Source organism: Rathayibacter sp. Leaf299 (assembly GCF_001423055.1).
Taxonomy (GTDB): domain Bacteria; phylum Actinomycetota; class Actinomycetes; order Actinomycetales; family Microbacteriaceae; genus Rathayibacter; species Rathayibacter caricis.
Genome location: NZ_LMNT01000002.1, coordinates 100802 through 114638 on the forward strand (window position 1 = coordinate 100802; position 13837 = coordinate 114638).

The window sequence follows — 13837 nt, forward strand, 5'->3', positions numbered from 1 at the left end:
TCCTCCACAGCCGGGGTTCCACCGCGTTCTCCCCGGCGGCGTCCACCCCCGGGACGGTGCCCGGGAGCCTTGGCTAGGTTGAGTCCATGATCGACGCGACGCCCGCGGGCACCCCCTCCTACGTCCTCAGCGAAGGTCCCGTCTGGGACGCCTCGACCGGCCGCCTCACCTGGGTCGACATCGAGGCGGGCGCGGTGCTGTCGGCTCCGCTCGTTCCCGAGGGGCTCGGCGCGGTCTCGCGGTCGGACGTCGGCGAGCAGGTGGGCTGCGCGCTGCCGATCGGCGACGGGAGGGTGCTCGTCGCCCTGACTCGACGGCTCGCGATCCTCGAGGTCGACGGGTCGCTGACCCGCGGCTCCGAGCTCCTGCCCGAGGGGCACCGCTTCAACGACGGCGCCATCGACCCGCAGGGGCGGCTCGTGGTCGGCTCGCTCACCCTCGGCGAGTCGGTGGGCGACGACGTGCTGCTGCGCCTCGAGCACGACGGCTCGGTGACCGTGCTCGACCACGACCTGCGGCTCTCGAACGGGCTCGGCTGGTCTCTCGACGGTGCGGTGATGTACTCGATCGACACCGAGTCGGGCGTCATCTTCCGCCGGCCCTACTTCGACGGGTCGCACGGCGCCCGCGAGCCGTTCGTGGAGCTCGATGAGGGGGTCTTCGCCGACGGGATGACCGTCGACGCCGACGGTCGTCTGTGGGTCTCGATCTGGGGCGGCTCCGGCGTGCGCGTCTACGACTCCGAGGGGCGCCTCGTCGAGGGCGAGGGAGTGCGGATCGACGCGCCGCACTGCTCGAGCATCGCCTTCGCGGGCGAGGGGCTCGACGTGGCGGTGATCACGTCGGCCTCGCGCGACCTCTCGGCCGACGAGCGGGCGGCGCATCCGTTCGCGGGCGGGCTGTGGGTCGCGCGGCCGGGAGCGCGGGGGCTTCCGGCGACGCGGTGGGTGGAGACGCGGCTGCCGTGAGGCGCGCGGGACGACCGCCCGGGTCGCCGCCGTTGCCGGGGAGCCTGGGCTAGACGGACGGCTCGGCCGGCTCCGCGGGGCTCGACGAGGCCGGTTGCGGGGTGAGGGTCACGCGCGAGATGCGGTAGCGGTCCGTCTCGGCGACGCGGAGGACGTACTCGCCGACGACGATCGAGTCGCCGACCACGGCCACCCGGCCGATGCGGTCGAGGATGTATCCGCCCACGGTCTCGTACGGGCCGTCGGGCAGCTCGACGCCGAGCAGCTCCTCGAGGTCCTCGAGGATCATGCCGCCGTCGACGTCCTGCAGCTGCTCGGCCGCCTTCGCATCGACGTCCTGCCGGGCGCCGTCGTACTCGTCGTAGATCTCGCCGACCAGCTCCTCGAGCAGGTCCTCGAGCGTGATGATGCCGTCGGTTCCGCCGTACTCGTCGACGACGACGGCGATCTGGTGACCGTCCTGCCGCATCGTGCGGAGAGCGGCGAGCACCTTCGTCGAGCCGGGCACGGCGAGGATCGGGCGGGTGATGTCCGAGACGCTGCTCGCGGTGCCGGGCTCGCCCGCCTCCGGGAACGCCGCCATGAGGTCGCGCACGTGCACGAAGCCGAGCACGTCGTCGCGGTTCTCGCCCACGACGGGGTAGCGCGAGTGCGGCTGGTCGAGGACCGCGCGGTAGCCCTCCTCGAGCGGCAGCTCGCCGCGGAGGAAGTCGACGTCCGGGCGCGGACGCATCACCTCGGCGACGCGGCGGTCGTCGGCGCGGAAGATGTCGGTGAGCAGGCGCCGGCTGTCCTCGTGGATCTCGGTGTTGCTCGAGATCATGTCGCGCACCTCGTCGGCGGAGACGCTCTCGCCCTTCTCGCGCGGGTCGGCGCCGAGCAGGCGCACGACTCCGTCGGTCGAGACCGAGAGCAGCCAGATCACGGGGCGCATCAGGCGCGCGAACCCGTTGAGCGGCGGTGCCAGGACCTTGGTGAAGGCGACCGACTTCTGCATGGCGAGTCGCTTGGGCACCAGCTCGCCGAGCACGAGCGAGAGGTAGGCGATGACCAGCGTGAGGCCGATGAACGCGACCGTCGAGGCGACTCCGGCCGACAGACCCAGAGCCTCGAGCGGTGGGGCGAGGTCGGGTGCGATCGTCGACGCTCCGTAGGCGGAGGAGAAGAAGCCGGCGAGCGTGACGCCGATCTGGACGGCCGAGAGGAACGTGTTGGGGTTCCGCACGAGGGTCGCGATGCGGGCCCCGCGCTCGCCCTGCGCCTCGATGGCGCGGACCTGGCTCTCGCGGAGGCTGACGATCGCCATCTCGGTGCCGGCGAACACTCCTCCGATCAGCACGAACAGGACGACGAGGCCGATGTTGAGGAGGGTGTCGAGATCCACGGAGCAACAGTAGGGACGTCTCCCGTGAGAACGCCTCGCGGACTCTCAGGCGGATGCGGGGCGGTCGGACCCCCGCGTCTGCATGACTCCTTCGAGTCCGCAGAAGTTGTCGTACTGGGTGTTCGAGTACGACGACTTCTGCGGAGTCGCCGGCCGGGTGGGTTCAGGCGCGCCGAGTACGCGGAAGTCGTCGTACTGGGCGTCGAGTACGACGACTTCCGCGGAGTCGCGCTCGGATGGATTCCGACGCGGCGAGCACCGCCGCCGAGTGCGCAGGAGTCGTCGTACGGGGGCACGAGTACGACGACTCTCGCGGAGTCGGCGCTCGAAGTGCGGGGACCGCGTCAGACCAGGCGGCGGGAGCCGACCGACAGCAGACGGAACCAGCGGCCGCCGTAGCCGTCGATCGGGATCGACACCGCGCCGTCGTCGCCGACCGGGTACTCCTCCGAGCTCAGCGAGTCGACGAGGCGCGCGCCCGGTTCCGTGCCGGGCACGGTCAGCGCCGCGGTCCGCGGGCTCGAGGCGAAGTTGTGCACGGCCACGGTCGTCCCGGTCGACGCCGACATGCGGTGCGCGAAGACGCACGACTCGTCGGCGGGGAGGTGCGTGTACTCGCCCCAGCCGATCTCGGGGGAGCGGCGGTAGAGCCACGCGAGGCCCTTCAGGTGCGCGAGCAGCGACTCCGGGGACTTGAGCTGGTCGGCGGCGTTCACGTGCTCGGGGCTGAAGCCGTCCCCCGTGACGGGCGCGATCAGTGCGGACGCGTCCGCGCGCGAGAAGCCGCCGTTCGCGGCCGAGCTCCACTGCATCGGCGTCCGCACGGCGCCGCGTCCCGGGATCGAGGGGTTCTCGCCCATGCCGATCTCCTCGCCGTAGTAGAGCACCGGCGCGCCGGGGAGCGAGAACAGCAGGCTGTAGACCATGCGGAGGCGGCGGGGATCACCGCCCAGCATCGGCGGGAGGCGGCGGACGATGCCGCGTCCGTGGATCCGCTGCGCCTCGTGCGGAGCGAACGCCGCGAAGACCTCGTCGCGCTCGGAGTCCTCGAGCTGGTCGAGGGTCAGCTCGTCGTGGTTGCGGGCGAAGTTGGCCCACTGGCTGCCGATCGAGATCTCGGGACGGCTCGCGATCGCCTCCGCCAGCGGTGTCGAGTCGCCGCGGGCGAGCGCCAGGTAGAGGCGCTGGTTGCCGATGAAGTCGAACTGCATCGAGAGCTCGTCGGCGTCGGCCCCGCCGAAGAAGGCGAGCTGCTGGTCGCGGCTCACGTTGACCTCGCCGAGCATCATCGCCTCGCCCGACCGGCGCGAGACGAAGCGGCGCAGCAGCCGCAGCCACTCGTGCTCGTCGTGCGCGCCCGGCTCGATCAGGAACGGGACCGCGTCGACGCGGAAGCCGTCGACTCCGAGCTGCAGCCAGAATCCGACCAGCTTCGCGATCTCGTCGCGCACCGCAGGATTGTCGGTGTTGAGGTCGGGCTGGTGCCGGTAGAAGTTGTGCAGGTAGTACTGGCCGGCCTCGTCGTCGAAGGACCAGACTCCGTCCTCCACATCGGGGAACACGTTCGCGGGCTGGTCGGCCGGCACCTCGTCGCGCCAGACGTAGTAGTCGCGGTACGGGCTGTCGGGGGAGGAGCGCGCGGCCTGGAACCACGGGTGCTGGTCGGACGTGTGGTTCACGACCAGGTCGATGATCACGCGCATGCCGCGGTCGTGGGCAGTCCGGATCACCTCGACCACGTCGCCGTGGTGGCCGTAGCGCTCGTCCACTCCGAAGAAGTCGCTGATGTCGTAGCCGTTGTCCTTGCCGGGCGAGCGGTAGAACGGCGCGAGCCAGAGGCAGCTGACGCCGAGCTCGGCGAGGTAGTCGATCCGGTGCGCGAGGCCCTCGAGGTCGCCGACGCCGTCGTCGTTCCAGTCCATGAAGGTCTTCACGTCGAGGTTGTAGTAGACGGCGGAGCGCCACCACAGGTCGCTGGTGTCGGTCAGCCTCATGCGGAGTGCTCCCGGATGTCGTCGGAGCGGCGGGCGAGGGCGGGTGCGGTGCGGAGGACGCGCGGCTCGTGCGCGAGTCGGGTGGGCGTTGCAGGCATGGGGCGGCTCCGGGGATCGGGGGCGAGGGTCGTCCTGTCTCGACGGTAGGTGCGGCGCGGATCGGCGTCTGCTCGTTGATTTCTCAGGGTTGCGGGGGTGGTCGGGGCGCGGAGGCTCGAGTCGCCGTGCTTCCTCAGAAGTTGCGGTGACGGCGCGCGCTTCCCGCAACTTCTGGAGGACGGAACAGATCGGAGACGGGGTGTGCGGGCGGAGGTGCCGTGCTTCCTCAGAAGTTGCGGTAGCGGGTGGCGTCTCCCGCAACTTTTGGAGGAGCGGGTGGAGGTGTTGTGGTTCCTCAGAAGTTGCGGTGACGGCGCGCGCTTCCCGCAACTTCTGCGGAAGGAGGAAGCGCTCGAGGTCGAGTCCGCAGGAGTTGTCGTACTCGGGCTCGAGCACGACGACTTTCGAGGAGTGGGTCGCGGGCAGCCGCCGCCGTCCACCCCCGGAAGAGGCGCCACCGCGACCGTAGGGTGAGGGCATGCATCCCCTCGACGCCCGGGACCCGCTCGCGCAGTACCCCGAGCTCTTCGTCCGCACCCCCGAGGTGCGCTCCTACCTCGACGGCAACTCGCTCGGGCGGCCGCTGCGCGCCAGCATCAAGCGGCTCCAGCGCTTCGCCGAGGAGGAGTGGGGCGGTCGCCTGATCCGCGGCTGGTCCGAGAGCTGGCTCGAGATGCCGCTCGCCGTCGGCGATGCGCTCGGCGCCGCGGCGCTCGGAGCGGCGGCCGGGCAGACCGTCGTCGCCGACTCCACCACCGTGCTGCTCTACAAGCTCGCTCGCGCGGCGCTCGCGCACCAGCTGCCCCTCGGCCGCGACGAGATCGTGGTCGACACCGACAACTTCCCGACCGACCGCTATGTGCTCGAGGGCATCGCGGCCGAGACCGGAGCGACGCTGCGCTGGGTCTCGTCCGATCCGCAGGCGGGCGTGCGGCCCGAGGACCTCGCGCCGGTCCTCGGCGACCGCACCGCGCTCGTGCTGCTCAGCCACGTCGCCTACCGCTCGGGCTTCCTCGCCGACGCCGCGGCGATCACCGCGCAGGCGCACGACGCCGGCGCGGTCGTGCTGTGGGACGCCTCCCACTCGGTCGGCTCCGTGCCGATGGAGCTGGACGCGTGGGGCGCCGACCTCGCCGTGGGCTGCTCCTACAAGTACCTCAACGGCGGGCCCGGCGCGCCGGCCTGGGCGTACGTCGCCGAGCGGCACCAGGAGTCGTTGACGCAGCCGATCCAGGGCTGGATGGGCGTCGCCGACATGTTCGAGATGGGGCCCGGCTACCGTCCGGCCGAGGGGATGAGGCGCTTCCTCAGCGGCACGCCTCCGATCACCGGGATGCTCGCGATGCAGGACATGATCGCGCTGATCGCCGAGGTGGGGATGCCGGCGATCCGCGCGAAGTCGGAGGCGATGACGGCCTACGCGCTGGAGCTCGTCGACGAGTGGCTCGTGCCGCTCGGCGTGCGGGTGGCGACTCCGCGCGACCCCGCCGCCCGGGGCTCGCACATCACGATCGACCACGAGTCGTTCGCGGAGCTGGTGCCGCGGTTGCAGGCGGGCGGCGTGATCCCGGACTTCCGGAACCCGGACGGCATCCGGATCGGTCTGTCGCCGCTGTCGACGACGTTCGCCGAGCTGGAGCTCGGGCTGACGGCGGTGCGGGACTCGCTGCGCTGAGCGCGCTGGATCCTCCTGCCCCGCTCTTCCGCGGCCTGTCAAGCGGCCTTCGCTCCGCGCCCCGCGTGCCTAGCGTCGAACACAGGTCGCGAGCCGCGCGGCCGACGCGAGGAGGGCATCCGATGAGTTTCTGGGGACAGCACGACGCCGGGCGCGAGACCAGGCCGGTCGACGAGCCGGTCGGCGAGCTCGAGCTGGTGCACGCGTTCGAGAGCGGGCCGATGCCCACCGGGGTCAGCGTCTCGCACACCGGGCGGATCTTCGTGAACTTCCCGAAGTGGGGCGACGAGGTGCCCGCGACGGTCGTCGAGCTGCGCGACGGAGTGGCGGTGCCGTTCCCGAGCGAGGAGTGGAACAGCCCCGCGAGCGACCACGACGAGAACGCGCTCGTCTCGGTGCAGAGCATCGTCGTCGATCCGGCCGACCGGCTGTGGATCCTCGACACCGGCAGCCCGCTGTTCCAGCCGACGGAGCGCGGTGGACCGAAGCTCGTCTGCGTCGACCTCGCCACCGACACGGTCGAGAAGGTGATCGTGTTCGAGCCCGATGTGGCCCTGCCGACGACCTACCTCAACGACGTGCGCTTCGATCTGCGCCGAGGAGTCGCGTACATCACCGACTCCGCGGACTCCGGGCCCAACGGGCTGATCGTGGTGGACCTCGAGTCGGGCGAGGCGTGGCGCCGGCTGCACGAGCACCCCTCGACGAAGGCGCTCACACCGCCCGAGATGGTGGCCGTGGCGGAGGGGCGCGTGCTGATGAAGCGGCCGGAGGACGGCGATCCGCAGCCTGTGACCATGGGCGCCGACGGCATCGCGATCTCGGCCGACGGCGAGCGGCTCTGGTACTGCCCGCTGGTCTCGCGGCGCTGGTGGAGCGTGTCGACGGCGGCGCTCGTGGACCGCGCGCTGCCGGACGAGGAGGTCGCAGCGACCGTCGTCGACGAGGGCGATAAGGGCGGCGGATCGGACGGGCTCGAGACCGACGCGCTCGGGCGCTTCTACGCCACGGACTACGAGCACAACGCGATCCTGCGTCGGCGCAGCGACGGCGTGCTCGAGACGCTGGTCCACGACGAGCGGATGCTGTGGCCCGACACGATGTCGGTCGCGACGGACGAGCACCTCTACTTCACGGCGAACCAGCTGCACCGGCAGGCCGACTACCAGGGCGGAGTGGACCTGCGCGCCTACCCGTACTCGCTGTTCCGCGTCGCGATCGGGGCGGGGCCGGTGCTGCTGCGGTGAGGGGCGGGGCGTACCGGGATCCGCCCTTCTGGTGACGGGGGTCTCGATACGCCGCCTGCGGCGGCTACTCGACCAGCGGGGTCTGCTTGCTGATCGAGTAGCCCGCGCGGCGGGCTTATCGAGATCCGCGTGCCCAACCCTCAGCGGGCCTTGCGGGTCTGGCGGGCGTTCTCCTTCTGCAGCGCGTCGACGAGCTCGTCCTTCGTCATGCGCGAGCGGCCCGAGATCTCGAGGCGCTTCGCGAGGTCCATCAGGTGCGCCTTCGAGGCGTTCGCGTCGACTCCGCCCGCCGTCTCGCCGCCGCCGTCGGTGCCGCGCTCGGCGGCGCGCGAGTCGGACGGGCCGTTCTCGTCCTTGCGCTCCCAGTGGTCGCCGACCTTCTCGTACTCGTGCTTCAGCGCGGCGAAGGCGGTGCGGTGGGCGCGCTCGCCCTCTCCGTAGCTCTCGACGGCGGAGTCGTGCGCCGCCGACCAGAGGTCCTGCGCGTGCTTCTCGGAACGTTCGATGGTCGACGGGATCTCGTCGCGTGCCGGCATGGGTGCCTCCCTCTCGTCCCCTTCGACGCTACGACTCCACCCGAGGCGGGATCACCCCGTTGACGAGCCCGCGAGATGCCACTCCGGGACGCCTTCGTCGGCGTGTCGCGTACCGGAGTGGCATCTCGCGCCGGCGTCAGCCCAGCAGGCGCTCGCGCACGAAGTCGCTCGCGAAGCGGCCGGAGGGATCCCACTCCGCCACCAGCGCACGCCACGCGGGCAGGTGCGGGTAGAGCGGGGCGATCTCGTCCGCTCCGGCCAGGAAGTGCTTGCCCCAGTGCGGCCGGGCGCCCAGCGGCAGCAGCGCGCCCTCGACGGCGGGCAGCACGGCGTCGACTCCCGCGCGGTTCTTCGCGAAGGTGAAGTGGATGCCGACGCTGTCGCGCTCGGACGCCGGCGAGAGCCACTGGTCGTCGCCCGCCATGGTGCGCAGCTCCGTGATCAGCAGGACCTCGTCGATCCGGTCGCCGATCGCGCGCAGCGCGACGATCGCCTCGCGGATCCTCGAGCGCGGCACCATGTACTCGCTCTGGATCTCGTCGCCGGCACTCGGCTCGCGATCGAGACGGAAGTGCGGCAGTCGCTCGGACCACGGCCCGACCGACCCGCCGAACGGGTTCAGGTTCGAGTCCACTCCCTCCGACACGGCGAACAGGCTCGCGGAGGCCGCGATCGCACCCAGGTGCGTCGCGTCGACGTCGGCGACGCTCCCCTTCTCGACCTTGGTCTTCAGCCACAGCTGCTCGACCGTGGGGCTCGACCAGTGCGTCATGAGGCTGACGCTGTAGGCGGAGGAGGTGATCGCGTCGAAGTCGTCGAGCACGCGGTCCCAGGGCAGGTCGACGAACGCGTCCTGCCGCACGTCGAACGTGGGCTGGATGTCGAGGGTGACGCGGGTCACGATGCCGAAGGCGCCGAGTCCGACGACCAGGCCCTCGAAGCCCGGCTCGCCGCGGCGGACCGTGCGGAGCGACCCATCGGCGGTGACGAGCTCGAGCGCCGAGACGGCGGAGGAGAGGTTGGCGTTGCGGTCGCCGGACCCGTGCGTGCCGGTCGAGATCGCGCCGGCGACCGAGATGTGGGGGAGCGAGCCCATGTTGTGCAGGGCGTAGCCCGCCGCGTGCAGGTGCTGAGCGACGATGCCGTAGCGCGTCGCTCCTCCGACCGTCACGGTGCTGGCGTCGGCGTCGATCACCGGGTCGGGCGAGATCCGGCCCAAGTGCAGCAGGGTGCCGGGGGTGTCGGGGAGGGCGTTGAAGGAGTGGCGGGTCCCGAGGGCGCGGATCCGGTCGCTCGAGCGGACCAGGGACTGCACCTCCTCGATCGACTCGGGTTCGAGGATGTCGGCGGCGCGGTACTCGTAGGTGCCCGCCCAGTTGCTCCGGTGCGTCATGAACCCATTCTGCCGCGTGCGGTCCCGGATTTGTTGTGCGGACCAACGAAACCCGTGTCACCGGAACGCTGGCGCGGACGGGGCAGACCGTCACGCCGTCGAAACGACCCGGAGACACGGCCTCCCTACTGTGGGCGCAGCGGTGCCCCGCGCACGGCGGGCCGTCCGCCGCGACGAAGGGAACAGACCCGATGAGTGGCAACACCGTCCGCCTCCAGGCCATCCGCGACGTGGAGGCCTACGTTCCTCCGGCGCACAGCTTCGACGAGTCGGAGGCGCCCGGCGAGGTCTTCGGCGCCAACGTCTTCAGCACCGCGGTGATGCGCAAGCGCCTGCCGAAGTCGGTCTACAAGTCCGTGATCTCGACGATCGAGCGCGGCACGACCCTGGATCCGCTGGTCGCCGACGCGGTCGCGAGCGCGATGAAGGACTGGGCGCTCGAGAAGGGCGCCACCCACTACGCCCACGTGTTCTACCCGCTCACCGGCCTGACCGCCGAGAAGCACGACAGCTTCTTCGAGCCCACGGGCGACGGAGCGGCGCTCGCCGAGTTCGCCGGCAAGACCCTCGTGCAGGGCGAGCCCGACGCGTCGAGCTTCCCGAACGGAGGGCTGCGCAACACGTTCGAGGCGCGCGGCTACACCGGCTGGGACGTCACCAGCCCGGCGTACGTGCTCGAGAACCCCAACGGCAACACTCTCTGCATCCCCACCGTCTTCGTCTCGATGACCGGCGAGGCGCTGGACCACAAGACGCCGCTCCTGCGCTCGCAGCAGGCGATGGGCGAGCACGCCGAGCGCGTCCTGGCACTCTTCGGCCACGCCGACGACGAGAAGATCGTCTCGTTCTGCGGCCCCGAGCAGGAGTACTTCCTGGTGGACCGGCACTTCTTCCTCGCCCGTCCCGATCTGATGAACGCGGGCCGCACCCTTTTCGGCAGCACCCCGCCCAAGGGCCAGGAGTTCGACGACCACTACTTCGGAGCGATCCCGGAGCGCGTGCTCGGCTTCATGATGGACACCGAGCGCGAGCTGTTCAAGCTCGGCATCCCCGCGAAGACACGGCACAACGAGGTCGCGCCGGGCCAGTTCGAGATCGCGCCGATGTTCGAGCGCGGCAACGTCGCGGCGGACCACCAGCAGCTGCTGATGACGACCTTCAAGACCATCGCGAAGAAGCACGGGATGGAGATCCTGTTCCACGAGAAGCCGTTCCAGGGCGTCAACGGCTCGGGCAAGCACGTGAACTTCTCGCTCGGCAACTCCTCGCTCGGCTCGCTGCTGGTGCCGGGCGACACCCCGCACGACAACGCGCAGTTCCTGGTGTTCTGCGCGGCCGTGATCCGCGCGGTGCACCGCTACTCCGGGCTCCTGCGGGCCTCCGTCGCCTCCGCGACGAACGACCACCGCCTCGGGGCCAACGAGGCGCCTCCCGCGATCATCTCGATCTTCCTCGGCGACCAGCTCGCCGACGTGTTCGAGCAGATCGCCTCGGGCCCGGCCACCTCGTCGAAGGGCCGGGGTCACATGACCATCGGAGTCGACACGCTGCCGGTGCTGCCGACCGATCCCGGCGACCGCAACCGCACGAGCCCGTTCGCGTTCACCGGCAACCGCTTCGAGTTCCGCGCTCCCGGGTCGATGCAGTCGGTCGCGGGGCCCATGGTCACGATCAACACGATCATGGCGGAGTCGCTCGACTGGATCGCCACGCGGCTCGAGAAGGACGTGGCCGACGGGGTCGACTTCGACGAGGCCGTGCAGGCGCTGCTGACCGGGATCATCACCGAGCACGGCGCCGTCGTCTTCAACGGCGACGGCTACGCGGACGCCTGGCCGATCGAGGCCGAGAAGCGCGGGCTCGCGAACCTGCGGACGACCCTCGACGCCCTGCCCGAGCTGATCACCGAGCCGGCGCTGGCGCTGTTCGAGAAGTACCGCGTGTTCAACCACCGCGAGATGCACTCGCGCTACGAGATCGGGCTCGAGCAGTACGCGCTCACCATCGGGGTGGAGGCGCGCCTCACGCTCGAGATGGGGACCACGACCGTGCTGCCCGCGGCCGTGCGGCACCAGACCGAGCTGGCCTCGAACGTGGCCGCGATGAAGGCGGCCGGAGTGGGCACCTCGCTCGACCCGCTGCTGGAGGTCTCGGAGCAGGTCGACGCGCTGCGGTCGGCGCTGGCGGATCTCAAGGCGGCCCTCGCCGTCGAGCCGGGGCACACGGCCGAGGCCGAGGCGAAGCACGCCGCGGCGGCGCTGCTGCCGGCCATGGCGCTCGTGCGCACGGCCGCCGACGCGCTCGAGGACGTGGTGGCGGACGACCTGTGGCCGCTGCCGACCTACCAGGAGATGCTCTACGTGCTGTAGGGCTGTGCGCAGAGGGGGAGGCGGGTCCGGCCAGTCCCCTCCTCCGCGCTCGGGGGATTCTGCGGAGCAGCCGCCCGCAGCGTGACGCGGAAGCGCGCGCCTCCGTCCCGCGGCACGCAGACGAGGTCGCCGCCCTGGGCCCGGGCGAGGCCGCGGGCGATCGGCAGGCCGAGCCCCGCCCCTCCGTCGGAACGGTTCCGGGCGTCGTCCAGGCGCACCAGCCGGTCGAACACCCGCTCGCGCTCCGACTCCGCGACGCCGGGACCGTCGTCGTCGACCGTCAGCGACACTCTGCTCGGCGTCGCCGCGACCACGACGTCGACGCGCGAGCGGGCGAAGCGCCCCGCGTTCTCGACGAGGTTCGCGACGATCTGCTCGAGCCGGTCGGGGTCGCCGTCGGCGGGCGGCACCGCCGCGTCGCTCCGCAGTGCGAGCACGATCCCCGGCCTGCGGAGGCGCTGGCGCTCGAGCACCGCGCCGGCGATCGACGAGACGTCGACCGGCTCCGAGCGCACCGCCAGACCCTCGTCGAGGCGCGCCATCAGGAGCATGTCCTGGATCAGCCGTCCCGCGCGCAGCGACTCCTGCACCACGAGAACGGCCAGCCGCTCGCGCTCCTCGCTCGAGCCGTCGGCGCGGACCAGGGCGTCCGCCGCCACCCGGATGCCCGCGACGGGGGTGCGCAGTTCGTGCGCCGCGTCGGACACGAAGGCGCGCATCCGCTGCTCGGCCGCGAGGGCGGCGGATTCGGCCGTCTCGAGGTCGTCGAGCATCTCGTCGAACGCGGTCGCGGTGCGGCCCAGCTCGGTGGAGGGGCGCGAGGGGCGCAGCCGCCGGCCCCGGTCGCCGCGGGCGATGGAGCGGGCGACCGTCGTCATCCGCTCGAGGGGACGGAGCGTCGCGCGCACCACCACGACGAGAGCGCCGGCCGCGAGGAGGAGGAACGCGGCCGAGGCGCCGAGCAGGATCGCGTTCAGCGACGCGAGGGTCGTCCCGACCGAGCTCGCGTCGGCGGTCAGCACCAGCTCGGTGCCGTCGCTGAGCGTCGAGGCGAGGGTGACGAGGTCGTCGTCGGCGGTGACGGAGGAGGAGGTCACGGTGACCGCGGAGGCGGGCGCGTCGGCCGTGCCGGTCGTGGACGGCGGGGCGGCGGGAGCGGGACCGGGGCCGGCGGGGAGGCCGCTCCCCGGTCCGCGGCGCAGCTCCTCCGGGCTCGGACCCGCGACGACCGCCTCGCCCTCGGGGCTCGTGATCAGCACCGAGACGCCCTGCGCCGAGAGGCGGGAGGCGAGGTCGTCGTCGTCGACCGTGCCGACCAGGGCGGCCGCGGCCGCGGCGCGATCGGCCAGCCGCTCCTCGATCTGCGAGCGGAGGCGGTCGCCGAGGACGACCTGCACCGTCACCGAGAGCGCCAGCAGCAGCACCGCGAGCAGGGCCAGCACGGCGACGACGGTCCGCAGGCGGAGCGATCCGGTGCGCAGCGGTGCGGTGCTCACGCGTCGACCCGGTAGCCCAGGCCGCGGACCGTGTGGACGAGGCGGTCGCCGTGCGCCTCCATCTTCTTGCGCAGCGAGCTGAGGTGGACCTCGACGAGATTGGGGTCGACGTGGTCGTAGCCCCAGACCTGGGTGAGGATCTGCGTCTTGGTGAGCGTGCGGCCCCGGCTCGCCGCGAGGAACGCGAGCAGGCGGAACTCCGTCGCCGTGAGGTCCAGCGCCGTGCCGGCGCGGCGGGCGCGACCCGCCTCCGGATCGACGACCAGGTCGCCGATCTCGATGATCGACGGGATGCGCCCGCGGCGCCGCAGGACGGCGGTCACCCGGGCGACCAGCTCGGCGAGCGAGAAGGGCTTCACGACGTAGTCGTCCACTCCCTCGCCGAACGCCCGCAGCCGATCGTCGACCGCGTCGCGGGCGGTCAGCATGATGACCGCGGCGTCGCTGCTGCGGCGCAGGCGCTCGGCGAGCACGATGCCGCTGGGCCCGGGGAGCATCCAGTCGAGGACGACGAGGTCGGGCGCGAACGCGGCGACCTCCCGCGCGAGGTCCTCACCGCTCGCCAGGGCGCGCACGGTGAAGCGCTCGCTGCGCAGAGCGGTGTCGACGGAGGAGCGGAGGGCGTCGTCGTCCTCGACGAGGAGGACGCGGGCGGCGGAGGGCATCCGCCGAGCGT

At 71.8% G+C, this 13837-nt stretch carries 10 protein-coding genes; 4 read left to right on the forward strand and 6 right to left on the reverse strand.

The window, feature by feature from the left end; all coding sequences use genetic code 11:
• Positions 1-86: 86 nt before the first annotated feature.
• Positions 87-968, forward strand: a complete 882-nt coding sequence (locus ASF48_RS07785) for an SMP-30/gluconolactonase/LRE family protein (RefSeq protein ID WP_055789380.1) — start codon at positions 87-89, stop codon at positions 966-968.
• 49 nt (positions 969-1017) lie between these two features.
• Here ASF48_RS07785 and ASF48_RS07790 read toward each other — a convergent pair whose 3' ends face one another.
• Complete coding sequence (locus ASF48_RS07790) at positions 1018-2352, reverse strand: hemolysin family protein (protein WP_055789383.1); 1335 nt, start codon at positions 2350-2352, stop codon at positions 1018-1020.
• Positions 2353-2696: 344 nt separating this feature from the next.
• A complete protein-coding gene (locus ASF48_RS07795; RefSeq protein ID WP_055789386.1) occupies positions 2697-4346 on the reverse strand; it encodes an alpha-amylase family protein in 1650 nt (549 codons plus the stop codon).
• 577 nt (positions 4347-4923) lie between these two features.
• Between ASF48_RS07795 and ASF48_RS07800 the strand changes: the two genes are divergently transcribed.
• Together ASF48_RS07800 and ASF48_RS07805 are read left to right on the forward strand one after the other, a co-directional pair.
• Entirely contained in the window at positions 4924-6120 is a 1197-nt protein-coding gene (locus ASF48_RS07800) for a kynureninase (RefSeq protein ID WP_055789389.1), read from the forward strand.
• A 122-nt stretch (positions 6121-6242) separates the two neighbouring features.
• Positions 6243-7367: an L-dopachrome tautomerase-related protein gene (locus ASF48_RS07805; RefSeq protein WP_055789393.1), complete on the forward strand. Its 1125-nt coding sequence runs from the start codon at positions 6243-6245 to the stop codon at positions 7365-7367.
• Between the two features lie 140 nt (positions 7368-7507).
• Here the strand turns inward: ASF48_RS07805 and ASF48_RS07810 are convergent, their stop codons facing one another.
• Both ASF48_RS07810 and ASF48_RS07815 read right to left on the reverse strand, forming a co-directional pair.
• Positions 7508-7903 carry a ChaB family protein gene (locus ASF48_RS07810; RefSeq protein ID WP_055789397.1) on the reverse strand — a complete coding sequence of 132 codons (396 nt, stop codon included), beginning with the start codon at positions 7901-7903 and terminating at the stop codon, positions 7508-7510.
• A 136-nt stretch (positions 7904-8039) separates the two neighbouring features.
• Positions 8040-9296 (reverse strand): FAD-binding protein, encoded by a 1257-nt coding sequence (locus tag ASF48_RS07815; RefSeq protein ID WP_055789400.1) that lies wholly within the window; start codon positions 9294-9296, stop codon positions 8040-8042.
• A gap of 191 nt (positions 9297-9487) precedes the next feature.
• On the opposite strand from ASF48_RS07815, the gene ASF48_RS07820 reads away from it, so the two are divergent.
• On the forward strand, positions 9488-11665 hold the full coding sequence (locus tag ASF48_RS07820; RefSeq protein WP_055789403.1) for a glutamine synthetase III family protein: 2178 nt from the start codon (positions 9488-9490) through the stop codon (positions 11663-11665).
• Here the strand turns inward: ASF48_RS07820 and ASF48_RS07825 are convergent.
• Together ASF48_RS07825 and ASF48_RS07830 are read right to left on the reverse strand one after the other, a co-directional pair.
• Positions 11653-13161 carry a HAMP domain-containing sensor histidine kinase gene (locus ASF48_RS07825; RefSeq protein WP_082481128.1) on the reverse strand — a complete coding sequence of 503 codons (1509 nt, stop codon included), beginning with the start codon at positions 13159-13161 and terminating at the stop codon, positions 11653-11655. The genes ASF48_RS07820 and ASF48_RS07825 overlap by 13 nt on opposite strands.
• Positions 13158-13826, reverse strand: a complete 669-nt coding sequence (locus tag ASF48_RS07830) for a response regulator transcription factor (RefSeq protein ID WP_055789405.1) — start codon at positions 13824-13826, stop codon at positions 13158-13160. Before ASF48_RS07830 ends, ASF48_RS07825 begins: the two co-directional genes overlap by 4 nt.
• Positions 13827-13837 lie beyond the last annotated feature (11 nt).